We start from the raw sequence: 24,112 nt of genomic DNA on the forward strand, positions 1-24,112 counted from the left end.
TAAGCAAGAATCCGAATCATGCCACTAATCCCACCGAATACAATTCGCTTTTTGGCTCTCATAGCTCTCACCGGTTTAAATTTTACTTAATCGTTACATTATTATAAATAACCCTGTCTACTGAATTGAGCAAAGCCATTTTTTCATTTTAGGTCGGCTATGATATCGCAATGGGACATTCGGGATTGATCACGAGCTTCCGCTTAGGGTCGGTCTGACTCAGTGACGAACGACCCCTTTTAGCTGGCCTTGATGGATAAATGGGATAAACATAAATGGGAGGTTAACCGGATTGACTGTCAAAAGCGGGCAACGAAGTCAAAGCTGTTGCCGGCTATCGATCAGTTTATCCGCGTCGGTTTCCTCCGAATGGATTTCGACGGGTTGTATAGCCTCGGCATCTGTCATGGTTGTCTGTACCACGACATCGGGAGCCATCGGCGCAAAGCGTTGTTGATGGCTTAATGCGGCTGGTAGCGCCGCCAGACCTATCAAAAACGGCAGCGCCAAGGCTTGGCGACTCCAGCGATAAGCGATGCCGGACTGTTCCAAGTCAACGGGAATAGCACGTAGTGTCAGCCCCTCAGCTGGAGAAAACTTCCAGGGTTTGGTATCCAGCCAAGCCATGATTTGGCCGACGATCATTAACAACGCCAAACCGCTCAAATTGACTAAGGCCACAGCGTCGGTCAATTCTCGGCCCAGACGGTCCAGAACGATACCGCCGGCATAAGACAACACCATGGAGCAGAGGAAAATGGGCAACGATTGTTGTCCAAGGGTGATGATGGCGCGGGGCAATGCGCCGTTCAACCATTCGGGGCGCCAGTGACATAGTTGGCGCATCAGATAAGCCACTGCCAGTAAGTGCACCCAACGTAATACGCCAAGGTGGCTTTTGTTCATCCACGGCTCCAATTTTGCGCGTAGTTCACCCCAGAATGGGATTTGCGCGTAGGTGGCTTCATGCCCCAACGGAATGGATGATAAGACCAGCGTCAGGCACAAGACCGTCAACCAGCGGCATTGGACCTTGACTTTCAGCCAGCCGGCGCCGAACGCAAAACCGGTAAAAAACATCAATTGCCAGCACATGGGGTTGAAATACCAGGGGCGGCCGGTCGCCGGATCAGCGGTGAATTCCCAGCCATACTGCCAAGTCGCCCAATACAGGCCGAGCGAGCAACTCAAGGCCGCGACGACGTGCAAGCGCGATAGCACCCAAAATATCGGCAGCCAAGCCATCATCACTAGATACATGGGTAAAATATCGAAATAATTCGGCACGTAAGCCAAGGTAAACAGGTCATAGAGCGCTTGTTGGGTGGAATCGAAAAAATAGGCGATATTCAGGCGTTGAATGTCGTCCATTTCCGGTACCCATCGATTGCCGATGACGCAAATCAAGGCCAGCAACACGAATGAAGTCAGATGCGCGCTGTAAATTTGCACGCAGCGGTGCAATATGCGGATCAAACCTAATCCAAGTCCCGCGCGCTCGAAGCAGCGACCATAAGCCAACGCGGACGCAAAACCCGATAGGAACACAAAGACATCGGCGGCATCGCTAAGTCCATACTGAGAAGGCGTAAACCAAAACCAGGGGTTGTCCGGCATATGGTTGATGAATATGACCATCAACGCGAGTCCCCTAAAAAAGTCCAGCTGAATATTGCGCATTGGCTGCGGCTGGTTTAGCAGTCCCATGAAGATCCTGTCGTTCGATAAAAGTGGTTAGTTTAATCAATTATTTTCAGCTACTGATTTTACCTTAGCAAAAGCGGATGTCTTTAAACCAATTACACGGCAGTGCTAGTGGCTTTGATTAAAGTGCCGCCGGTCGTTGAGTGATCGTTTTACGGGCCCAGCTGTTTTCCTAGGCGTATTTGCTGCGTGACTACTGACAAGTTTTGTTAGACCGGTTAAGCTTTGTCCCTCAAGCCGATTGGGACTGAACGCCCAACATTTTCTAAATACTTAAGGAAAATAGACATGAGAGTTGCGTTAGCGGTGGTTTTGATGGTTTCGACTGCGGTTTTACCCGGTTGCGTTAGCAGGGAAATTAACGAGAACGTCCAAGACCGCGGCCCGCAGGTGACTTTCTCGCCGTTACCGGCCGCCAGTCGGATGACGATTGCCGTGTCGCGATTTACCAACGAATCGGTGTATGGCAGCGGGCTGTTTACTGATCAATCAGGTGACAGGATCGGCAAGCAAGCCGCTGATCTATTGTCTCGACATTTGATGGCAACTCAGCATTTCAATGTGGTTGAGCGCCAGGACATTAACAAGCTTAAATCGGAAGCCGAATTGATGGGCAAAAGCGAGGCCGAGTTTAAGCAAAACCTGATGGGCGTGGATGCCTTGGTGATGGGCTCGGTGGTGGAGTTGGGTCGCGATACCACCGGCGGGGTTTGGTTGGTGGGCAAGGAAAAAACTCAACGCGCCCGCGCCAGGGTGGTGTTGCGACTCGTCGATCCTAAAACCGGGGCGGTGTTCTACAGCCAGGAAGGTTCTGGAGAGGCGTCTATTTCAGCGTCCAGCACCTTGGGCTTTGGCGGTACGGCGGGTTTCGATTCAACACTTGAAGGTAAGGCAATCGATGCGGCCATCGTCAATATGATCAACAACGTGGTGTCCACTCTGGATGCTCGCGGTAAAGCGCCGCAGTAAGCAAAACGCTGAAAGGACTCTGCATATGTACTTAAGAACACGTGGTCGAGTGACGACTGGCTTCATGGTTTTGCTGTTAGTCGGGATGTTGACCGGTTGCGCGCCTTCCGGACTGTTTTATTGGGGCGATTATGAAACCAGTCTGTTCGAGCGCTATGTGCAAAACAATCCTCAGCAGACGGATGCTTATTTGAGTCAAACCCTGCTTGAGGCGGAAAGACAACACAGAATGGTGCCGCCGGGCGTGTATGCCGATTATGGGTTTTTGCTTTATACCCGGGGTGATAAAGCCGGCGCCATTGCCAGCTTCCAAAAGGAGCGCGCTTTGTATCCGGAGTCGCAGGCTTTGATGAATAAGTTGATTGAACGGATTGAGCAGAAGGACAAAGCGGCGACAGTCGCCCCCGCGCCAACTGCGGAGCAAGCAAACACGGGAGCGCAAAAATGAGAGTATTCCTGATCATTTTGCTGGCCTGCCTGATGCAAGCGTGTGCGGCACCGCGCCGGACTGATTTGGATGCCTTTTACGCGCACCAACCGCGCTCGATTTTAGTGGTGCCGGTGGTGAACGAGTCGCCGGAAGTGACGGCGAACTCGGTATTTATTACCAGCATCACCCAGCCTTTGGCCGAGCGCGGCTACTATGTGTTTCCGGTGTACTTAACAGACATGATTCTGCGCGATTTCGGACTGGTTGAAGCCGGGCATGTCCACCAATTACCCGCCGAACGCTTTTACGAGCTGTTCGGCGCAGACGCGGTGTTATTGGTGACAATCAAGGACTGGAGCACCAAATATCTGGGGCTGGTGTCATCGGTCGTGGTGTCGATGGAATATATTTTAAAGGACACCAAAACCGGGCAGGTGTTATGGAAAAACGATCAGGGCTTTGTTCAGCAATCGGGTGGCGGCGATTTAATATCCATGGCGGTTTCAGCCGCCGTCAACGCCTTGATGACCGATTATTTACCGCTCGCGAGGCAGGCAAATCTGTTGGCTTTTCAACCGCCCAAAGGCTTGCCCGCCGGGCCTTATCATCCGCAGTATCAGCAGGATAAAGACAGGTTTTAGAGCTATTGTACTGATTCGGTCCTTAAAGCCGCGGCGACCGTAATTTACCCAAAAGGGACAGCCCGTCAGGGTGAGTCACCATTGCAGTGTCGATTGCTCCCGCCCGTCGGGAGCGGTGATATTCTGGGGTGGCTTGAAATCGCCAGATCAGAAATTAACAAACACAGAGGCCATGCCCAAATGCCGCATCGTCGCCGCGCTGTGATTGGCGTTATCGACATATTGGTTCATGTAACCCAGTTCGGTTCTAACGTTTTTGTTGAAGCTCCAGCCGAAACCGGCAAAAGCTCGGTTTTGATCGAAACCGGATTTGCCGCCAAAGGTGGTGGAATTGACTCGGTAAAAGGCTTCATCCCAGGCGATCATGCTTAAGCGTGGTTCGAATTCGAACGGGTGCAGGAATCTGATCATTTGCCGTGGGCGTTCGCGCACTTGGTCGCCGTTCAGAAAGTTGGTTTCCCACATTGTGCGGAACATAAACGTGCCAATTTCGGTTGGCAACACATACCGGAATGCCGGCCAAATGTCTTGTTGGGACACATAAGCTTTGCCGATGTTTTGGGTTGGTAGCCAGGTATAACCGGCCCAGATGGTGGCGCGGTCAGTCAAGGAGTAGCCTACTGCCGTGCGGACCATGCCCTGGTACCAATGGCTCCAGTCGCCATCGAAGCGGGATTGGCCTTCTAGCCAAATTCGCCCGTCTTTCAAGCTTGGATCGATAAAACTCATGCTGCCTTCGCCAACGGCTTGTAACCAGGCTCCGGAGTCCTCTGTCAGGTCATCGGCTACTGCACCGCTAGACATTGTGGTTAGTAATAGGCAGCCTATAAACGGCAAACAAAATAGTTTTCCAGATAGCTTGTGCATAAAGTTTCCCCAAAATTTAAGCAAAAGTCGGCTTGTCTCCCGGCGTTATCGGGAGATAAGAGTCTTTTGTTGGTGTGGTTAAAACAAAGAGCTTATGGATGGCAAAGCGTCACTCCGGCGGTTCGACCGGTCGGAGTGACGGTGTTACCCGGTCAGAGCGCAATTTTGCGGCGAGCAGAGAGGTGGTGGTCGGAGTAACTCTCGTGATCGTCCAAACCGACAAGCTCGCAACGGCCACCGGCTTGGTTGTAGTCTTCGGCAAAATGGTGAATGAATTCCATCACGGTGTGGTCGATCAAGTTGGCTTCGGTCAGATCGAAAAAGACAATTTTGCGTTCCGGAAAGTCCGCCAATAAACTTTTCAAGGTGATGAAGTTGGAGAATACCGCCGCCCCGGATACCTCAATGTGATAGGTGTCTGCATCGGCTTGGAACACGTTAAAAGCCATAGAAAATGCGTTGCGTAGTTTTAAACCACGGCTGACGTGAATCGCCAGTTCCACCGCGATGCCTATCGCCACGCCAACCAGCAAATCGGTAGCCAAGACGCCGAGAATAGTGATGACGAACACCGCAAAATTGTCGAGACCTACCGCCAGGGTTTTCGCAAACTCTTTCGGCGAGGCTAGGCGGAAACCGGTGAAAACCAAGAGTGCTGCCAAGGCCGACAAAGGTATTTCATGAATCAGCTTGGGAAACAGCGCGACGAAGATCAATAAAAACAAGCCGTGAAAGAAGTTGGCCCAACCGGTTTTCGCGCCGTTATTGATGTTGGCGGAGCTACGGACGATTTCGGCGATCATCGGCAAGCCACCTATCATGCCGGCAACGATATTGCCGATGCCGACCGCTGTCAGGTCGCGGTTCAGGTTGGAACTGCGTTTGTACGGGTCTAGCTTATCGACAGCGGAGGCGCTTAACAAACTTTCCAGACTGCCGACCAGCCAGATAGTTAACACCGCCAGCCAGAATTCGCCGGTGGCGATTTTGCCAAAGTCAGGCAGATAGAACCCGGCTAGAAAATGTTCGGGCACTGCCACCAGAAACGACGGGCCGACGCTGAATTCATGATGCGGCAAAATTTCCGCATCCGGCAAAAACAAGTACTGGTGAATATGGTCCAAATCAAAATACTGGCCCAAAGCCAAGCCCAGCAAGACTACCAATAATGGGGCAGGGATCATTTTCAAGGTGGGATGTTTGATCACCGACCAAAGTACCAGCAGTAATAAGCCTAGTAGGCCGATCAACGATACTTCCGGATTCATTTCCATCAGCGAGTGCGGGATCTCGGCGATGGTACCCAACAAGGATTTAGCTTCCGGTTTAACGCCGAGTAAGGTGTGGATCTGCTTAGCCATGATGATAATACCGATGGCCGCCAGCATGCCGTGTACGACGGACGAGGGAAAAAAAGCGCTAAGCTTACCGGCCTTGAACACACCCAGCAGCACCTGCAAGACGCTGGCAATCACGATGGCAGCCAGCGTATACCGATAACCCGCCATTGCATCGCCTTGTCCTAAGGATTGCACCGCATCGACGATCACCACGATCAAGCCGGCGGCGGGACCATTAATGGTCACGTAGGAACCACTCAGTCGCGATACCAAAACACCGCCGATTATCGCGGAAATGATGCCGGACATCGGCGGAAAGCCCGATGCCATGGCAATGCCTAAGCACAGCGGCAGAGCAATTAAAAACACTAAGAAGCCGGAAAGCAGGTCGCTACGCCAGTTTTCAATAAGACCCGGCAGCCCGGATTTGGGAACAATGCTTGAAGATGAGGTAGGCATGGGGTTTTCTCAAGAAGCTCAGGAAAACCTTAGTGCAGCGAGAAGTGTGCCATTTTGAAAGTTATCGCGTCAGCTTAGGCATATCAAGACTTTCCGGTGCAAATGCAGGCAAATTCAGTCGCCTTGGAACGGTTGAATAGCCAGATTCAACCAATCCGGTGGTTGATTTGCACCGCGCTCGCGCTGTCGTGGACCGGTTTTTGGGCTGGCAAGGCAGAGATTCCGGCTTTGGCACGCGCTATGCAAAACGGTAGCTAAGAGACAGATGGTCTCAAGCGGTTTTATTAGCGAGGTTTAAGCTACAAATGTCCGATTCTGCCCAAAACACTGCCTTTGATTTGGATTTGGCGATAGCGCATATCGCCCATTGGCTACCCAGCCAGGGCCCGATCAAAGATTTCATTCATCACAATACCTTGCATGCCGTGCAGGACTATCCGTTTCACGACGGAGTGGCGGTGGCGGCTCAGGTATATGGCGCTAAAAGTTATCTGCCCCTGGCCGATTATCTGAAGCGCTATAACGAGGGCCGCATTAGCGATCAGGCGCTGGAGTGGGCGATTGCTCAGGCCGATTGCAGCGTGTATCAGGAGGAGTCCTTGCGGGCGTCGTTGTTCGAACCCGACGGTCACAGTCATTATCCACCGCAGTCCCTGGCTAACCACGGTATCCGTAGCGCCTGGCTAAATCACCTGGAAATCGACTTGAACGGTATGGTGCATCCGGTGATGTTCCGGTTGCTGAGCAATTTTCTCGATCAAGGCATTAGCCGTTGGGTGATGCCGAAACCGGATGAGCGTTTTTGGGATTGCGTGTTGCGACTGGTGCAAAACAGCCTGTTGCCTTTGTATCCGTTTCATCAGCCCGTGGTAAGGCAAATGCTGGATGCCGGTCCGGATCAGGTGATTTTAAATTGCTTAGGTAAAATTGTCGGCGATGAAACCTTGTACGGGCAATATTTGCTGGAGGTATTGCTGGCGCATCCCGGTTGGTCCGGGATGGTGCGGATTATCGAAACTCAGCCCAATGTGTTGCTGGCGCCACGGGCTATTTCGCTAAAAGAATTGTTGGCGGTGGAACTGGCTTGCGAGCTGGCGTTTATCGATAAAAAATACGGGCACCGTTTTCTGCAGATCGCACAACTGCCGAATTTACATGCCATTCCCTTATTGGAACGCGATGCCACGAAGCCGCAAGTGCCGCTGAAAATGCGGGTGTGGCACGAGGCGATGGAGTGGTCGCTGCATTCAGAACTTTTGCTGGCCTTGCGCGAGCAAACTCCCCGTGATCAGGCAAGCGAACACGCGCCGAAAGTGCAGGCGCTGTTTTGCATCGACGATAGAGAATGTTCGCTGCGGCGTTATTTGGAAGAGATAGATTCGGGTATCGAAACTTTCGGCGCGCCGGGCTTTTTTGGCATCGATTTTCTCTACCAAGGTTTGGACGATTCGTATCCGGTGGCGCAATGCCCGGTGGTGATTAAACCCAAGCATCTGATTCTGGAATCAACCGATACGCCGCAGCCCGACAAATCCGATAAGGGCGAATCGCTGTCGACCCTGCATTTTGGCGCGCATTCCATGCTGCGTGGTTGGCTATATACGCAAACCTTGGGCTTAGCTTACGCCTTACGGCTGGGTTGGAGCGTATTGCGCCCCGGCGGCCAGTTACCTGGCATCCAAAGTTTGAGTGAAGTGGAGGCGCATGGTCATTTGCATCTGTTGCGCGAGAGCGATGAACTCAATGAAGATGGCTATTTGTTGGGATTTTCCTTGGCGGAAATGGCTGACAGGGTGGGTGGCTTGCTGCGCAACATTGGCTTGACACAACACTTCGCACCCTTAGTCGTGGTGGTCGCGCACGGCTCCAGCAGTGTCAACAATCCGCATTTTGCCGCTTACGATTGCGGTGCTTGCTCCGGCAAACCCGGTGCGCCCAACGCGCGGGCCTTTGCCTGGATGGCCAATCATCCGCAGGTGCGGGAAATTCTGCGCGAACGCGGCATAGCCATTCCCGAGAACACGCATTTCGTGCCGGCCTTGCACAATACCAGCCGGGATGAGATCAGTTATTTCGATCAGCAGGCATTTGACAAAGCCACGCGCCACGCGCTCTACAGTTTTCAACACAGTATGCAACACGCCTTGCAGCGCAATGCGCGCGAACGCTGCCGTTGGTTTGAGTTGGGGCCAAAATCCCATAAAAATGAAGAAGCGCATAGGCATGTGGTGGCGCGGGCGTCGTCGATTTTCGAACCGCGCCCGGAATTGAATCATTCCAATAATTTGTATTGCGTAGTCGGGCGGCGCGGCTTAACCCGGCATTTATTCATGGACCGGCGGGCGTTTTTGCAATCGTACGACCCCAACAGCGATAGCGAGGGCTCGATATTGGTCAAAGTATTGTCGGCGGTAATTCCGGTATGCGGCGGTATCAATCTGGAATACCTGTTTTCGCGTATCGATAATTCGGTCTACGGCGCCGGCACAAAGCTGCCGCATAACGTGATCGGTTTGTTGGGTGTGGCTAATGGCGTGGAAGGCGATTTGCGCACCGGCTTGCCCTCGCAAATGATCGAGGTGCATGAGCCGGCCCGCTTGTTAATGGTGGTGGAACAAACCACCGCGATTGCCGATCAGGCGATTGCCATGCTGGGCAGTTTGCGAGAATGGCTGGATAACGAATGGATACGCCTGGTGGCTTGCGATCCGGTGAGCCGCGCCTTGTATTTATACAGCAGCACTGGCTGGGATCTGGCTGAACCTGCCGCCGGCAGGCCGCTGCCGGTTGCCAGCCGTTCGGAAAAAATTATCGTCGGACAAACCCGGACCATTCCGGTGCATGAATTGGAAAGGAGACAGGGATGAGTATTTTATTATTGGCATGCGTGTTGTTGCCGTTAATGGGCTTTTTGCTGATTTTTTTCAGCCCGGACAACGAGCACAGAATCGCCGCGATCAGTCTGTGGATGACTCGGCTCAAGGGTGTCGCGGTGTTGGGCCTGCTGGCGGCATGGGCTGCTCAGGGTTTTGCCAACTTTGAATATCAATGGCTGGTGTTATATCAACACGACGATTACCAGTTCCCCTTGCTGTTTTTTCTGGATAGGGTCGGCGCGGCATATTTGTTCGTGGTGTGGGCGGTGTTCTCGGCGATTGTTAAATATTGTCGGGTTTATCTGCACCGGGAAGCAGGCTACAAACGCTTCTTTCAGGCCATTTTCGGCTTTGCTTTTGGCTTGAATCTGATCGTGCTGTCCGGCAGTATCGATATGCTGTTTGCCGGTTGGGAAATCGTCGGGATTTCTTCTTTTTTGCTGATCGCCTTTTACCGGCATCGGCCGCAACCGGTGCGTAACGCCTTGCGCGCCTACACCATTTATCGCTTCTGCGATGTGGGTTTGCTGGTTGGTACCTGGATGAGCCATTTGCTGTTTCACGAAAGTCAGCGCTTTAGCCAGTTGTTGACCATGTTCGATCCCAACAATATTCCGCCGGCCGGGTATGCGTCCTTGTCGATTTTATCCTGGCTGATTATTTTGGCCGCCTCCGGCAAGTCGGCGCAATTTCCGTTTAGCTTCTGGCTGCCCCGTGCCATGGAAGGGCCGACACCGTCCAGCGCGATTTTTTACGGCGCCTTATCGATACATCTGGGCGTGTTTCTGTTATTGCGGACCATGCCGATCTGGAGTTATCACTATCTGCCGCGTCTGATTGTTCTCAGTATCGGCGTGTTGACGGTGTTTGTCGCCACGTTGGCTGAAAAGACCCAATCCAATATCAAAGGCCAAGTGGCTTATGCTTCCATCGCTCAGGTGGGGATTATGTTCGTCGAGCTGGCTTTGGGCCTGGAAGGTTTGGTGTTACTGCACTTCATGGGTAATGCGTTTTTACGCTGCTACCAATTACTGGTGTCGCCGTCCATCGTCGCGCATTTGCTGCGGGTGGAAGGCAATGTCGATAGCCAGTTCTACATTAAAAACGAAGACAAACTTACGTTTTTGCCGACATCGATTCGCGACTCCTTGCCTGACGTGTTGCAAAACACCTTGTACGTGTTTGCCTTGCAGGAAGGGCAGTTGGAGTTGTTGGTGAAAAAAGTCTTGTGGGAGCCATTGAAAAACGTGGGTCGGCAACTGAACGGGGTGAGCCTGTGGATTAAGCTGTTGGCGGGGCTGGCGCTGTTATTGATCATTGCCATTGCCGCGTCGGGCGTCAGCAGCGTGGCCAGAATCTATCTATCCATGCCGATTTCGCTGGCTATGGCGGTGGTATCGTTGAGCGCGTTCAGCAACAAACACAGCCCGTTCCAGGTTTGGCACAGCGTGGCCTTAAGCAGCATCTTGGCCGGCGTGGCGGTTTGGTTGATGGTGCCTTCAGCCTGGCCCGATGTGGCCTTGTTCTTCAGCGGCATCATTCCCTCCTGGGCCTTGGGTATCTTGGCGTTGAGCATGTTGCTGAGGCATTACAATTTTGCCGATGAACCTTTCGTGTTTCGCGCTTTCGCCGAAACCCGCCCAGGCTGGTCGTTGATGTTGTTTTTGAGCTTTTTGGGCTTGGTCGGCTTCCCAATCACACCGGCATTCTTGGGTGAGGATTTGCTGTTGTCCCATGCCAGCAGTCAACATCCGTGGTTTGCGGCGCCGATTACCGTGTCCTTCGTAATCAATGGCATCGCGATAGCGCGAGTCTATTTAAGGCTTTGTATGGGCCGGCCGGTTGAACTGCGGGGCGCGGTTTAAGGTTTGTTGTTCTTGATTTGGACCCGCAAAGTGCTCGACCGGAAGTTGCTTGTCGGTCTTTATGTTTGAACGATTGGATTGCCATTTCTACAGCGCAATCCGTGTAGCCTCGGTTAGCGAAGCGTAACCGAGGACAAAGTATCAATCATGAGTGAAATTCATCATTCCCGCGATTTCGCTTCGCTAATCGCGGCTACGCGGTTTAAGCAACAAGTAACGAATCCCGGCTGCGGTTTTTAAAGCGACTGACTCGCATAATCCCGGCGAATAAAACACTACCGAATAACCAGCCTGCGCCGGGTAGAGGCACTGGCGCGGCATAACTGAAACCGCTGTCACTTATCAATTGATAATTAGCGTCTAATACGCTCAACCATATGCTCGCGGTATGACTGTAGTCGGCTGTACTGCTGGGTTGATTGGACGCAGCCGCAGCTTGGACGGCAATTGCTGCGGATAAGGACATGGTGGTATTTACGGGTAATTTAACGATCATATTGCCGTCACATGCGCCGCTAACAGGCCATGCACAATAAAAACTGGGAGGAGATAAGGTCGATTGTTGGTATGAAATGTACCGGTTATTATTGACCCATAATTCACCCGACGCCTGAGTGTTGCCACTGGTGCCGCTATGCATGTTCAAGGTCAACAGCACATCCACCAACTTGTTACTGGCGGCGGGGCCTCTTATCCGGAATGGGTCGGTGAATCCGGCGTCAGCCTTGGCCGAAACCGTGTAACCATCACCGGCAGTCCAACCTGCTCCCGCATAGGCTTTCAACACGCCTTTTCCTGCGCTGGCAGTGCCAAGTGACTGAACCCGGTATTCATAGACGCCATAGGAGTCAATCTTTTGATAGACAACCGAAGCAGATGTGGAGGAATCTTTGTCTATATTGGTATCTTTGTGGCGGTCAAACGAAGGACTTAATGGGTTAGATAAATATTGGTTTTGATTGCCAAGAGTCGCCTGAGCCTCAGCATAAGTCGTGTAAGAAGCGCTACTCAGCGATGAATAACTCAAAACCAGGCAACCGCAGAATATTGAAAATCGTTTCATTGCTTGCTCCTAAATGGTTGTCTTCAAGCAGGTTGCGGAGGCCTCTTGTGGCTTGCCGAACCAGTCTTTATTCGTAGTTGTTATTTCTGCGCTCATCTCATACCGGTTTTTTGAGTGAAATAGGCTGTCATTCGCGCTCCAAAAGTGCCCAATACAGTCAAATAGTTTGCACATAGTTTCATTGCTCACATCTCCTTAAATGGCTTTAAAGCTGTGTTGCGACAGTGGGATGAATGCCGCTTAATTGGGTAGTAGACCCCATGCCGACTCGCCGGCGAGTATTTACAGGCATCTGGATCGATTGCTAGTATAAAACCTAAAAATAACCAATACAATGCCAATGAGATTTCATTTTAAGGGCCTCAGATGCCATCTTGCATGTCAAAAACTAAATTGCATAAAGCTGGTAAGGCGAGAGGATTCCCAGTACTCTAACGTGAAAGATAGTGAAATAAAGGGGCGGCCCTTGGAACTGATAGGGGCGGTTTGAGTTTTGTGGATTCTTATTTTCGATCGGCAATGCGCGACGTGCGCAAGTTGCTAGTCGGTCTTTATTTTTGAAAGAATGGAGTTCTAAAAACAATCCGTGTGCCTCGGGTAGCGAAGCGTAGTCGAGGGCAAAGTATCTATGATAGGAAAAACTCCTGATTTCCGCGATTACGCTTTTCTAATCGCAGCTGTGCCGGATGTTGGCGCGTTTCTCCTGTTTAACGTCTCATTCCGCTAACAACGCCGCGATGGCCGATTTGGCATTACACTGGGCAGTTGCTTCCGCGATCTGCGCCGCATTCAATTGGTGTTTGATCGCGTTTTCGCCATTAAACGTAAACGCTTGGTAGTCCTTTTTTGCAAAGGTAACGATTGCGCATTTTTTCCACGGCGAATTTTCAAATGGCAATTTTCCGGCATCCGCAGCTAATGGCTCAAGGCCTTCCGAACTGGGCGCATAGATTAAAAACTCACCTTTCATTGCCAGTACCGCACGGTATTGGTTCGCAGTAGTGAAATATAAATAACCGACTTCGATTTCGGCTTCGTTCAATCCGGCATTTTTGTTTTTCTTAGGCTTTTTCATATAAATTCGGTCGTGAGCAGGACGGGGTGTACACGCCGTCCTGAATGTTTTGGCAATGCTGAGAGGTAAGGTGAAACGTTTGGAGCGGGTTAAATAAGCCCACTGCATTGCATTTGGTTTGGAGATTAGGCCTTTTTCACAAACTCCGATTTTAATTTCATTGCGCCGATGCCGTCGATTTTGCAGTCGATGTCGTGGTCGCCGTCTACCAAACGGATGTTTTTAACCCGGGTGCCGACTTTCACGACCAGCGACGAGCCTTTTACTTTCAGGTCTTTAATCACCGTGACGGTATCGCCATCTTGCAGCAGGTTGCCGTTGGCATCTTTGATGACTTTAGTATCGTCGCCGCTGTCAGTGGCGGCATCGGCCGACCATTCGTGGGCGCAATCCGGGCAAATATTCATATTGCCGTCGTTATAAGTGTATTCCGAGCCGCATTTCGGGCAGTTGGGTAGGTCGCTCATGGTGGTTCCGTTGGTTTGGTAAGCTGCGAGACAGCTTGGTTGATATAAAGGGACCTCTAAAAATCCTCTTCACTGGCGAAGTTGTCGTAAAAGCGCTCTCCTAGCGTACCCACCGGGCATAAAGGAGAGGGTTGGGGTGAGGGGAATAGATACTCGTTTATATCCCCTCATCCTAGCCTTCTCCCTGAGGGAGAAGGGATTGTTCTAAGACGATTGCTCCGGAAGAGGAAGGTTTCTTTGGTTTTTTAGAGGTAATACCATGCCTGCTTACAGACATAGTGGTGTTATGGAAAAAATCAGGAATAGACGACTTGCGGTTTGCCGGCGCCGACGACAATCTCGCCGATGCTGAACGCGGTTTCGCCTTGTTGTTGTAATATCTCCAGCGTAGCGGCCTCGTCTGCCGCCGCGACGCAGACGATCATGCCGATGCCGCAGTTGAAGGTCACCAGCATGTCGGCTAATTCGACATTGCCTTGCTGTTGCAGCCAGACGAAAATCTCCGGTAATTGCCAAGCGGATAACTGGACATTGGCGTTCAGGCCGTTAGGCAATACGCGCGGCAGGTTCTCGGTGATGCCGCCGCCGGTGATGTGAGCCATCGCATGCACAGGCACGGTTTTCAGCAATTCCAGCAAGGGTTTGACGTAGATACGGGTTGGGGTCAGCAGTGTTTCGCCGAGCGGTTTGCCGTTGACCTTGTCGGTCCATGCCAGGCCGCTGCGAGCGACGATTTTGCGGACCAACGAATAGCCGTTGGAATGCGGACCGGAAGAGGCCAGCGCGATGAGTTTGTCTCCGGCTTGAACCTGGCTGCCGTCGATGATGCGTTCCTTTTCGACGATACCGACGCAAAAGCCGGCCAAGTCGTAATCACCGTCGGCGTACATGCCGGGCATTTCCGCAGTTTCACCGCCGACCAATGCCGCGCCGGCTTGTTCGCAGCCTTTACCAATGCCTTCGATCACGCTGGCGGCGGTATCGACTTCCAGCTTGCCGGTGGCGAAATAATCCAGGAAAAACAAAGGTTCAGCACCTTGGACGATGATGTCGTTAACGCACATGGCCACCAGGTCGATACCGACACTGTTGTGGATGTTTAAATCCAGCGCCAGTTTCAATTTGGTGCCGACGCCGTCGGTGCCGGAAACCAACACCGGTTGCTTATAACGATCCAGCGGTAATTCGAACAGCGAACCGAAGCCGCCTAGGCCGGCCATCACGCCCGCATTACGGGTTTTGGCCGCGATGGGTTTGATGCGTTCCACTAAAGCGTTGCCGGCTTCAATATCGACGCCCGCGCTCTTATAATTCAGGCGGTCTTGTTGTTGTTCGCTCAATGTCAGTCTCTCGTTAAAGTTAAGGTTGAAACGACCGATATTGTACTATAGTTCCCATTAATGCACTGTCAGGGTAGGCTTGTGGTCAACGTTGTTATGAAGGGTAAGTCCGGGTTTTTAAGGCTGTGTTTGTGGGGATTGCTGTGCAATTGCCCATTAGCGGAGGCCGTCGAAGTAAAAGGCTTGTATGAGATCGAGCTGATCGCCAACAGCCAGTCCGCCGAGGATAGGACGCAAGCGATCAAGCAAGCGATGTACGCAGTGTTGAGCCGGGTCTTGGTGTCCGAGGATATTTCCAAAATCCCGGTGGTGCAGCAAGCTTTGTCCAGTGCGCAAAACTACGTTAAACAATCGCAATTTTCCTTGATTTCCGCGGACGAACTGCCCGACACCGACGCGCGTTTGCTGAGAGTGCAGTTTGATGAAGACCAATTGATGGAAGTCATGCGCAAAAGCCAGGTGGGCATCTGGAGTGAGATTCGGCCGGAAACCCTGGTGTGGCTGGTCGTCGATGACGAAGAGGGGCGGCGGTTTTACAACGCCGACAGCATGCCGGAACTGGAAAGTGCGTTGGCGTTTGCTTCAAAAATTAAAGGCGTGCCGATGATATTTCCCATGCTGGACTTGGAAGAACAGCAAAAAATCTCGCTGAGCGAGGTGCTGGGTGCTGATTCCCGTAACTTGTTGGCGGTGTCCGCCCGCTATGAAGTAACGTCGGTGATGGCCGGTCGCATCGCCAAGAAAGGCAATTGCTGGCAGGGCGAATGGGCTTTTTATTTCGACGGCAAAATCAAACAATGGAGCGGGGCTTGTTTACCTTTGAAAGCCGCAGCGGTTGCGGGTGTGCAAGGCGCTTACGATGTGCTGTCCAATTATTACGGGGTTAAACCGGAATCCTCAGCCGCCCACTAAGCTGTAGATGCCGTAAGCGCCGCCGTAAGTGGTTAGAAAATAAAATAAAGACACCACCAGACTGGCCGGTGTATTGACCTGCAATACGTCTTTAAATATTCGCGCGATAATCGCCATGTCCCACATCAAAAACAACGCCAAGGTTGCATAACTGGGCGTATCTTCGGCCACGGTCACCCAAAACACGATAGGAATCAGAAAGATCGCGACGACATTTTCACAAAACAAAATGGCCGACGCGACTTGTATGAAGGTATAAAAGGTTTTATTCAGTACTAACACCAGCGCAATAAAGCCCAGGGTTAGCAAGGTCTCCAGCAACACCTCGAAGATCGAGTCAATGTCATCCGACATGTTGAACTGAATAAAAAACACGGCGATAAAATAAAAAATCGCATTGTTTTTAAAAAAGCGCGTCGATCTGGGCAGGTCCAAGACCGAGACATTGAACCAGCACAGCGGGAAATAATGTCTGAAGATGTCCATCACGATGCACGCTACTTAATCAGTTTTCCTCTGAATCGGCATAAGAATATGCGTCGTATTGACTGCGATATTCCGGTTGCTGACTATGACTGAACTGGTCGTTCAAAGCTTGTACCAGATCTTTGCTTTGCTCGATAAGACCGTTCAGCTTTTTGCGGTTTTTCTTGGTTTTACCGACCGGGTCGGTAATAGGCATTAAAATCCGCCAGAAGCTCAGGCTTTTTTCAAATAACCCCGCCAAATCTTCGCTGAGATTTAACTGTTTTTGCCGCTTGTGTAGTTGCTTGATCAGGAATTTCGCATGCACCCGGCTGACGATTATGTGTAGCGGCGTCAACACGCCGATCAACACCGCGAGAATGGCAGGGCCTATCAGCGGATCGATCAGTAATTCGAGGATGCCCACCGCGATTTCCGCAAATAACATCAACATCACCACAAAGCCCAGCACGATCAAGGTGGAGGCGTTGCATCTATCCTTCCAGGTGGTCAAGGCTTCTTCCACTTCCGGGAAAATGGTGTCGTCGATTGCGCGGATGCTGTTTTCTAGTGTGCCGAGTATGCGGTATGAGCGATCATTATTAATGTTGTTGAAGCGCTGATCGAACAACGAGGTATCGCCGGATTGCGATAACACGATGAACTGGCCGGTGTGGATGCCCAGTTCGGCCAGGCGGCGTTGCCAGGACGCGGCGATTTCCTGGCTTTTCAGCGCATCGATAGTTATTTCGGAATGATCGATGACGAAGATAAATTTGTTGGCATCCTGGTGAGCAACGATCTCTGCCAGGGTGTCCTTGATCAGATCGGCATCGGCTTCGAATAAGTCGTTAAATACCAGTACCAGATCGGAGATGCCTATGACGTATTTCCGCAGTAGGCCGGACACCGGATTTTCCGCCGCCGGATTTAATACCGGGGTGTCGATCAACAGCTTGTTTTTCAATTTGCCGCTATTGACGGTGACCAGTTCCAGATAACCGTTCAGTTTGCTGCCTTCGCCGTTGGCGACCAAGTCGATTTGGCGGCTGATTTGATAAAACGGCAGGCGGTGGTCGGCGTCCAATGCGGTACCGGGCAGGGTAGCGGTATTGGTTTGCGGCGTATATTGCAGGACGGTGAATTTATGGCGGGCGGTGTGTAGTTGTACGCCCAGGTAACGATTGACAAAGTCTGATTTGGCGGGCGAATAACCGCCCAAGGTGCTGACGATTGGCCACCAACTGGTTTTGCGCGCGGTGGTCTCGTCGTTATCGATCAAACCCAGTTCAAACTCGATTTCATCGAGATCCTGAAATATCTTGGCGGTTTTTTGCAAAACCGGATCGTTCGCCGCGAACTGCCGTTCAAGATTGCTCAGGTGTTTACTTACCGTTTTATCCGCCATTAGATATAAACCTTCTCTGCTTGTTATTGAGGTTAATCAGACGGCGGGAGTATACACCGATGGCATTTAAACGGATAAAAAAACCTGCCGGTTTTTGCCGGCCAAGATGCCCCGTCAAGCAGCTATCGCGGCCACCCCGCTTGGGCAGGAAATGGCGGCTTTCCGGCAGCGGCGGCCGCGTTTATTCTTTAATATCCAGCTCCTTGATTTTGCGGGTCAAGGTGTTGCGGCCATAGCCCAACAACAGTGCCGCTTCGTGTTTGCGGCCGTGGGTATGATTCAAGGCCGCCTCGATTAACAGGGTTTCCAAGGTAGGGATGGCCTGTTTGGCGATGTCCACTTTGCCGGTCGTTAATTGTTGCTTGACCCAGTTTTTAAATTGGCTTTCCCAATCTCCCGGTGTCGTTTCGCCGGATCCGGAATCGCCGCTGTTGTGGGTTAGTTCCGGTGGTAAGTCTTCCAGATGAATTTCCCGGCCGGAGGCCATCACCGTCAGCCAGCGGCAAATATTCTCCAATTGCCGCACGTTGCCCGGCCACTTCAAGCCGCTTAAAAATGCCTCGGTTTCCGGTTTTAACAGTTTGATCTCGGTATTCAGTTCCTTTGCGCTTTGATACAGATAATGCCGCATCAACAAACCTATGTCCTGGCGGCGTTCGCGCAAGGGAGGGATATGAATCCGGATCACGTTCAGACGGTGAAACAAATCTTCCCGAAACCGGCCTTGCGCCACCAGCGCTTCCAAATCCTGATGGGTGGCGGCGATGATGCGCACGTTTACTCTTACCGAGGTGTGTGCACCCACCGGATAAAACTCGTTGTCTGCCAGTACCCGTAGCAAGCGGGTTTGCAGTTCCGCCGGCATATCGCCGATTTCATCTAAAAACAGCGTGCCGTTGTTGGCTTGCTCAAACCGGCCGATGCGTCTGGCTTGCGCGCCGGTAAACGCACCTTTTTCATGGCCGAACAGTTCCGATTCCATCAAGTCCTTGGGGATGGCCGCCATGTTCAGGGCTATGAACGGCTGGTCCGCTCGCGGACTGTGGCGATGCAGAGCTTTGGCGACCAGTTCCTTGCCGGTGCCCGATTCGCCGTTAATCAGTACGGTGATGTGCGAGCGCGCCAGCCGGCCTATTGCCCGAAACACTTCCTGCATGGCCGGCGCTTCGCCGATGATTTCCGGGGTTTCCTCCACAGTCGGCGGGGCTTGTACAATGTCGCTTTGCCGTTGTTTGCTGTGCGCGCAGGCGCGTTGCACGGTTTCGACCACTTCGGTGACGTCGAAGGGTTTGGGCAGATATTCGAACGCCCCGCCGTGAAACGCCGACACCGCGCTTTCCAGGTCGGAATGTGCGGTCATTACGATCACCGGTAAATCCGGATAACTGTTTTGAATGTTGCGTAACAACTCGAAGCCGTCCATGCCCGGCATCCGAATATCGGTGATCAGCACTTGCGGTAGCCCGCCGGGCAGCGATTTCAGCAATTCGTTGGCGCTGGCGAAGCTTTGCGTATGCACGCCGGCTTTTTGCAAGGCTTTTTCAAGTACCCAGCGGATGGATTTGTCATCATCGACAATCCAGACCTTGTCAGGTATTTGCATGATTCGTCTCCAAAGGTAGGTAGATGGAAAATACGGTATTGCCCGGCTCGCTCTCGCATTCGATCAGACCATTGTGTTGGTTGATCAAAGATTGAGCAATCGACAGGCCAAGTCCGGTGCCCTCGGCGCGGCCGGTGATCATCGGATAGAAAATCTGTCCCATCAGCTCGGGTTTTATGCCGGGACCGTTATCGATAATGTCGATTTTGACGGTCAGCTTGTAGCGTTTGCGACCTATGGTCATATGCCGTTGCACACGGGTTTTCATGGTAATCACACCGTGATTCTGCACGGCTTGCACGGCATTACGGACGATATTCAGAATGGCTTGGATCAGCTGATTTTTGTCGGCGAAAATCTCCGGGATGCTAGGGTCGTAATTGGTATACAGCATAATGCCGTGGGCGGCTTCCACCGTGACCAGATGCCGGACGCGTTCCAGTACTTCGTGTATATTCAATTGGCTTTTATGCGCGGGTTTGTTGGGGCCGAGCATTTTGTCCATCAGATCCTGCAAACGGTCGGATTCGGCGATAATGATTTGCGTATATTCCTTTAATTCAGGATCCTGCAATTCCAGGTCCAGCAATTGCGCCGCGCCGCGCAGACCGCCTAGCGGATTCTTGATTTCATGCGCCAAGCCACGCACCAGCATGCGGCTGGTGTTTTGCTGGGCCAGCAATTGTTCTTCCTTGGTAATGCGTAAATGCCGGTCTACCTGTTGCAGTTCGATCAGGATTTCGCTTAATTTTCCATCCTCCAGCAACGGCGTGGCGCTGAGGTTAACCGTAATCGATTGGCTAAGCCGTTCTAGGATTAATTCTCTATCGACCAGCGGCTCCAGCAAATACAAGCGCGGTAACAAATCGTTAAATAGGGTGTTATGCGCGGTTTTGAAAAGTTTGTGCGCCGTTTGGCCGAGCAAGTGTTTAGCGCTGTCGGCAAGCAGCATCTCGCCGGCGGGGTTGATATAGGTCAGACGCAAGTCCTTGTCGAACAGCAGGATTGCTTCGTTTAAATGATCCAGTATCTTTTTGTGCACGGGTTAATTTAAGTTTTAAGGGTTATAGTGAATAAGCAATTTGTACGCCAAGCCTGAGATTGCCTTATTGCCCCATTTGCCTGGTAAAAAACAGTTTCATTGACCTATTATGGTGCGTTCGCCCGAATTGATGTCTCGTATTGGTGCGTTGGTGGGCTCGAAGCGGGTTTTTTATCGCTATCCTGGCTTTAAGCCTCATTCGTTCCCGTAAGATCGATAGCGATTATGGCCGCAAAGGAGTTTGGAAATCCCTTCGGTAAACACGGATACTCTGCTACGCGCTAAATGTGCGCACAATGTTGGTGCAAGTTGGTTTGCTGTGAAGCAGGGCAACGTTTTGCTGTGATAGTGATTCAGTCGGACCCATTTTGCTATTCGCCCGCCCATCAATTAGGCTAATAAACTGGCTGGCGGTCTTGGACCGTGAGCTTTTTTACCGGGTATTTCCCTATCGATGACAAACTTTGATCTGATTTGGTGCGCTTGGCTGGATGGGTAACCAGACTGGTGCGTCAGTCGAGCAGCATATCCGCTAATGCGGTGCATTTGTCGATTGGCGGTTAGTAAGCGTAATCGACGATCAACGGCGCATGGTCGCTAAAGCGTTGCTCTTTAAAAATGCTGGTGGCACACGCCGTGCCAGCAATGCCGGGTGTGGCGACTTGATAATCGATGCGCCAACCGACATTCTTGGCCCAAGCCTGACCGCGGTTACTCCACCAGGTGTAGCAGGCGTCCGTCGCATCTGGGTGTAGGCTGCGATAGACGTCCACCCAGCCTAACTCATCGTATACCTGCGTCATCCAGGCTCGTTCCGCCGGTAAAAAACCGGAGTTTTTCTGGTTGCCGCGCCAGTTTTTCAAATCGGCTGCCTGATGGGCGATATTCCAGTCGCCGCAAATCACCACTTCCCGGCCGCTGGCTTTCAGTTCAGCAAGATGCGGATAGAAGCGTTCCATCACGCTGTATTTGACGGTTTGTCGCTCCTCGCTGCTGGAGCCGGAGGGCAGATACAAGGAAATTACCGATAGATTACCGACTTGCACTTCCAGGTAGCGGCCCTCGCTATCGATGTCGGCATGCCCCAAACCTTCAATTACTTTATCGGCCGGCTGTCTGCTGTAGACGCCTACGCCACTGTAGCCCTTCTTTTCGGCATAATGAAAATAGCCGTGCAGGCCTTTCGGTGTCAACATCTCGGCTGTCATATCGCCGGCTTGGGCTTTAAGTTCTTGTAGGCAGACGAAGTCTGGATTTTGGGTGTCTAACCAGTCGTAAAAACCTTTTCTGGTTGCAGAACGAATGCCGTTTAGATTGGCGGAGATGATACGGAGCATGGATAGTGGTTGGGATTTTTGGGTTCCCGCCTGCGCGGGAGCGACAATATTCAAGGGCCAGGTTAATAATTACGTCACAGTTTAACAGTTGCAAACGCCATCGCCCCAACCGCGCTTACGGTCGCTTGACCGAGATTCCGCGCGCGTCTGCCTGTGAAAAGGCTTTTAGCCTTTACTTAACAATTGCCGGGCCCGGCTATCCGCACCGGAAGGCAGCTGGTTCGGACCGGATTTAATCCAGGCCACGATGTCTTGCCAGGCGGTGGGGGCTTGTAGATCGCGGAGCAGCATGTGATAACCGTTTTGGTAAATGGCCACGGTTTTTTCAGCTGTATTGGTGGTCAGCATTTGCTGCAAGAAAGCATAAGTCGGCTCCTTGGGGATGACTTCGTCTTTCTCGCCATAGAGCATCAGCGTATGCGCCCGCAGCGAGCCGGCGCTGTCGAACGCAGTGTCCATCAGGTTAGTTAAGCCGTATACCGTTTCCACGCGGGTGGCTTTAATCACCATTGGATCGCGGCCCATCGCCCGCAGCATATCGATATTATCCGAAGGCAGAATCTCCAGCCCGCTGCCGGTCAAGGTCAGCCAGGGCATGCTGTGCGCCAGTGTCCATAACAAGCTTGTTTGATACCATGGCATGGTCGATCTGGCCCATAGCGCCGGTGCGGCGAGGATGATGCCGGCCACATCCGGCATATCTTCCTGCTGCATAGCCGTAATCACAATCGCACCGCCCATGCTTTCGCCCAGCAGGTAAATGGGTCTGTTCGGGTAGCGCTGTTTCAGCAGCCGGGTTAACTGCTTTAAATCCTGCGCATAAGCCTCGCTGCCCGCCCACAAACCGCGCTGCGGGGCTGCGCCGAAACCGCGTTGGTCGTAAGCAAAACAGGCGATGCCGAGTTTACTGAAATAATTGCCCGGCGCATCGAAAAAGTGGCTGTAATCGTTAAAACCATGCAGCGCGATGATCACTGCATTGGGTTCGGCATCCGGTAGCCAGCGGCGCAGCGGTAGACTAGCACCGTCTTCGGTTAGAAAAGAATTGTCGCCCAGCTGTGCGGTGTTGGTTTTGGCGCCGGGCGGATAACTCATCGGCATACAGCCGCTCAACGAGAGCAACAATAATACGCCGGCCAACGGCGGCATGCGTTTTCGATACGGTTTGCGAGCGTTCACTATTTTCAAAACAAGATTGTTCATCGCTAACACATTATTTCAGTATTGAATTTCCCAAAATATCCCCGCGTAAGATGCGCAAAGCGGGGGATTGTTCCAGTCAAACTTATCTTAGCTGACGCGGGCGAATGGCTTTATGACAATTCAGGAATGGCTGGTTTCCTATTATCGAACTATTCATCGTCCCATAATATAGGGAAGGCTTTGCGTACCCGTTCGATGGCCTCCCGATCGACGTTTTTACCGCGCAAGGTCAGCACCAAAGCATAAATATCCTGGGTGCTGACTTTAAAGGTGCGTTTGGGATCGGTTTTAACGGAACTGGATAGGCGCTTAATGGTGGTGTGGAAGGGCAGGGGTTTGGCGACTGCTTGCGCGGGACGCGACAGTTCGCTTTCGATAATCTCTTTTTCGTTGCCGGGCGGTGCGTTTAAGGCTTTACGCAAGATGTCGCGCGCCCTGGCCCAGGACAACTCGCCGCCCGCCAGTTTTTCACGCATCGCTTCCGTGGTCAGCGGCGCGTAGCGAACGATGTCGTCGATCCAGCTGACGCTTTTGTCGAAGAATTCGGCGATGCGTTCCCTGGACCAGTTGGCATTGTTCAAGTAAATCACGGTCTGGAAATAATCGGTGATGCGGGTATCGACGCGATCGGAATTCAGCTTCAGATTCAGCGCCTTTATTTCGTCCGGATCGCCGGTGACGATTCTGACGTCCACTCTATCGAAATAGCCGGGATTGGCGCGGCGAATGCCTTGAATGGCCTCCATGCGATGAAAGCCGCCGACCAGATAATATTCGCGGTTGTTGCGCTCCCAAACCACCAGCGGTTCGAACAAGCCATTGACCACGATGTCTTTTTCCAGGTGTGCGACCTTGGCGCGGTCCAGCTCTCTATGGTTGGTGAGCGTGTGATGAAATTCGATTTGGTCGATGGGTAGATATTCGTAACGTTTGGTTGCGAGCATACTGGGTTCTCTGGGTGGTAGGAAACTGGGAGGCGGGATAATCGGCGTTCTCGCCGATCTGGGAAAAATAGTAACGCCGGCTAGTCGATAATTTCAATGAAT

20 protein-coding genes are annotated in these 24,112 nt (G+C 52.1%); 6 read left to right on the plus strand and 14 right to left on the minus strand.

Annotation, left to right across the window (positions count from 1 at the left end; genetic code table 11):
* Positions 1-318: 318 nt before the first annotated feature.
* Entirely contained in the window at positions 319-1,707 is a 1,389-nt protein-coding gene (locus NP589_RS03445) for an OpgC family protein (protein ID WP_256605711.1), read from the minus strand.
* A gap of 285 nt (positions 1,708-1,992) precedes the next feature.
* On the opposite strand from NP589_RS03445, the gene NP589_RS03450 reads away from it, so the two are divergent.
* From NP589_RS03450 to NP589_RS03460, 3 genes are read left to right on the plus strand one after another with little or no spacing between them, the layout of a single operon-like run.
* The gene (locus NP589_RS03450) at positions 1,993-2,673 is read left to right on the plus strand and encodes a CsgG/HfaB family protein (protein WP_256605712.1); all 681 of its coding nucleotides are present in this window, start codon (positions 1,993-1,995) and stop codon (positions 2,671-2,673) included.
* A 25-nt stretch (positions 2,674-2,698) separates the two neighbouring features.
* Entirely contained in the window at positions 2,699-3,121 is a 423-nt protein-coding gene (locus NP589_RS03455) for a DUF4810 domain-containing protein (protein ID WP_256605713.1), read from the plus strand.
* Complete coding sequence (locus NP589_RS03460; RefSeq protein ID WP_256605714.1) at positions 3,118-3,744, plus strand: DUF799 domain-containing protein; 627 nt, start codon at positions 3,118-3,120, stop codon at positions 3,742-3,744. The genes NP589_RS03455 and NP589_RS03460 overlap by 4 nt, the downstream gene beginning before the upstream one ends.
* Before the next feature lie 147 nt (positions 3,745-3,891).
* On the opposite strand, the gene NP589_RS03465 is transcribed toward NP589_RS03460, so the two are convergent.
* Together NP589_RS03465 and NP589_RS03470 are read right to left on the minus strand one after the other, a co-directional pair.
* A complete protein-coding gene (locus NP589_RS03465) occupies positions 3,892-4,548 on the minus strand; it encodes a DUF2490 domain-containing protein (RefSeq protein WP_256605715.1) in 657 nt (218 codons plus the stop codon).
* Between the two features lie 215 nt (positions 4,549-4,763).
* Positions 4,764-6,410, minus strand: coding sequence for a SulP family inorganic anion transporter (locus tag NP589_RS03470; protein ID WP_256605716.1), 1,647 nt, complete (start codon positions 6,408-6,410; stop codon positions 4,764-4,766).
* A 305-nt stretch (positions 6,411-6,715) separates the two neighbouring features.
* On the opposite strand from NP589_RS03470, the gene NP589_RS03475 reads away from it, so the two are divergent.
* Both NP589_RS03475 and NP589_RS03480 read left to right on the plus strand, forming a co-directional pair.
* On the plus strand, positions 6,716-9,277 hold the full coding sequence (locus NP589_RS03475; RefSeq protein WP_256605717.1) for a YbcC family protein: 2,562 nt from the start codon (positions 6,716-6,718) through the stop codon (positions 9,275-9,277).
* The gene (locus NP589_RS03480; RefSeq protein WP_256605718.1) at positions 9,274-11,151 is read left to right on the plus strand and encodes a proton-conducting transporter transmembrane domain-containing protein; all 1,878 of its coding nucleotides are present in this window, start codon (positions 9,274-9,276) and stop codon (positions 11,149-11,151) included. Before NP589_RS03475 ends, NP589_RS03480 begins: the two co-directional genes overlap by 4 nt.
* Positions 11,152-11,353: 202 nt before the next feature.
* On the opposite strand, the gene NP589_RS03485 is transcribed toward NP589_RS03480, so the two are convergent.
* The 4 genes from NP589_RS03485 to purM form a co-directional block, all read right to left on the minus strand.
* Positions 11,354-12,214 (minus strand): hypothetical protein, encoded by an 861-nt coding sequence (locus tag NP589_RS03485; RefSeq protein WP_256605719.1) that lies wholly within the window; start codon positions 12,212-12,214, stop codon positions 11,354-11,356.
* 715 nt (positions 12,215-12,929) lie between these two features.
* The gene (locus NP589_RS03490; RefSeq protein ID WP_256605720.1) at positions 12,930-13,289 is read right to left on the minus strand and encodes a hypothetical protein; all 360 of its coding nucleotides are present in this window, start codon (positions 13,287-13,289) and stop codon (positions 12,930-12,932) included.
* A gap of 125 nt (positions 13,290-13,414) precedes the next feature.
* Complete coding sequence (locus NP589_RS03495; protein ID WP_256605721.1) at positions 13,415-13,756, minus strand: zinc ribbon domain-containing protein YjdM; 342 nt, start codon at positions 13,754-13,756, stop codon at positions 13,415-13,417.
* 296 nt (positions 13,757-14,052) lie between these two features.
* Positions 14,053-15,096 (minus strand): phosphoribosylformylglycinamidine cyclo-ligase, encoded by a 1,044-nt coding sequence (purM, locus tag NP589_RS03500; RefSeq protein WP_256605722.1) that lies wholly within the window; start codon positions 15,094-15,096, stop codon positions 14,053-14,055.
* An 81-nt stretch (positions 15,097-15,177) separates the two neighbouring features.
* Here purM and NP589_RS03505 point away from each other — a divergent pair, with 81 nt between their 5' ends.
* Positions 15,178-16,008 carry a DUF2066 domain-containing protein gene (locus NP589_RS03505; RefSeq protein ID WP_256605723.1) on the plus strand — a complete coding sequence of 277 codons (831 nt, stop codon included), beginning with the start codon at positions 15,178-15,180 and terminating at the stop codon, positions 16,006-16,008.
* Here the strand turns inward: NP589_RS03505 and NP589_RS03510 are convergent.
* The 7 genes from NP589_RS03510 to NP589_RS03540 all read right to left on the minus strand — a co-directional run bounded on the left by NP589_RS03510 (position 15,994) and on the right by NP589_RS03540 (position 24,010).
* Entirely contained in the window at positions 15,994-16,494 is a 501-nt protein-coding gene (locus NP589_RS03510; RefSeq protein ID WP_256605724.1) for a hypothetical protein, read from the minus strand. The two genes, NP589_RS03505 and NP589_RS03510, sit on opposite strands and share 15 nt — an antisense overlap.
* A 19-nt stretch (positions 16,495-16,513) precedes the next feature.
* Positions 16,514-17,881: a P-loop NTPase family protein gene (locus tag NP589_RS03515; RefSeq protein WP_256605725.1), complete on the minus strand. Its 1,368-nt coding sequence runs from the start codon at positions 17,879-17,881 to the stop codon at positions 16,514-16,516.
* A 181-nt stretch (positions 17,882-18,062) separates the two neighbouring features.
* Positions 18,063-19,484, minus strand: a complete 1,422-nt coding sequence (gene ntrC / locus NP589_RS03520; protein WP_064035358.1) for a nitrogen regulation protein NR(I) — start codon at positions 19,482-19,484, stop codon at positions 18,063-18,065.
* Positions 19,471-20,526: a nitrogen regulation protein NR(II) gene (gene glnL / locus NP589_RS03525; protein WP_256605727.1), complete on the minus strand. Its 1,056-nt coding sequence runs from the start codon at positions 20,524-20,526 to the stop codon at positions 19,471-19,473. Before glnL ends, ntrC begins: the two co-directional genes overlap by 14 nt.
* 560 nt (positions 20,527-21,086) lie before the next feature.
* On the minus strand, positions 21,087-21,863 hold the full coding sequence (locus NP589_RS03530) for an exodeoxyribonuclease III (RefSeq protein WP_256605728.1): 777 nt from the start codon (positions 21,861-21,863) through the stop codon (positions 21,087-21,089).
* A 165-nt stretch (positions 21,864-22,028) separates the two neighbouring features.
* Entirely contained in the window at positions 22,029-23,066 is a 1,038-nt protein-coding gene (locus tag NP589_RS03535) for an alpha/beta hydrolase (protein WP_256605729.1), read from the minus strand.
* A 149-nt stretch (positions 23,067-23,215) separates the two neighbouring features.
* On the minus strand, positions 23,216-24,010 hold the full coding sequence (locus tag NP589_RS03540) for a ParB/RepB/Spo0J family partition protein (protein ID WP_256605730.1): 795 nt from the start codon (positions 24,008-24,010) through the stop codon (positions 23,216-23,218).
* Positions 24,011-24,112: the final 102 nt, after the last annotated feature.

Origin of the sequence: Methylomonas rosea (genome assembly GCF_024505055.1) — a bacterium.
Taxonomy (GTDB): domain Bacteria; phylum Pseudomonadota; class Gammaproteobacteria; order Methylococcales; family Methylomonadaceae; genus Methylomonas; species Methylomonas rosea.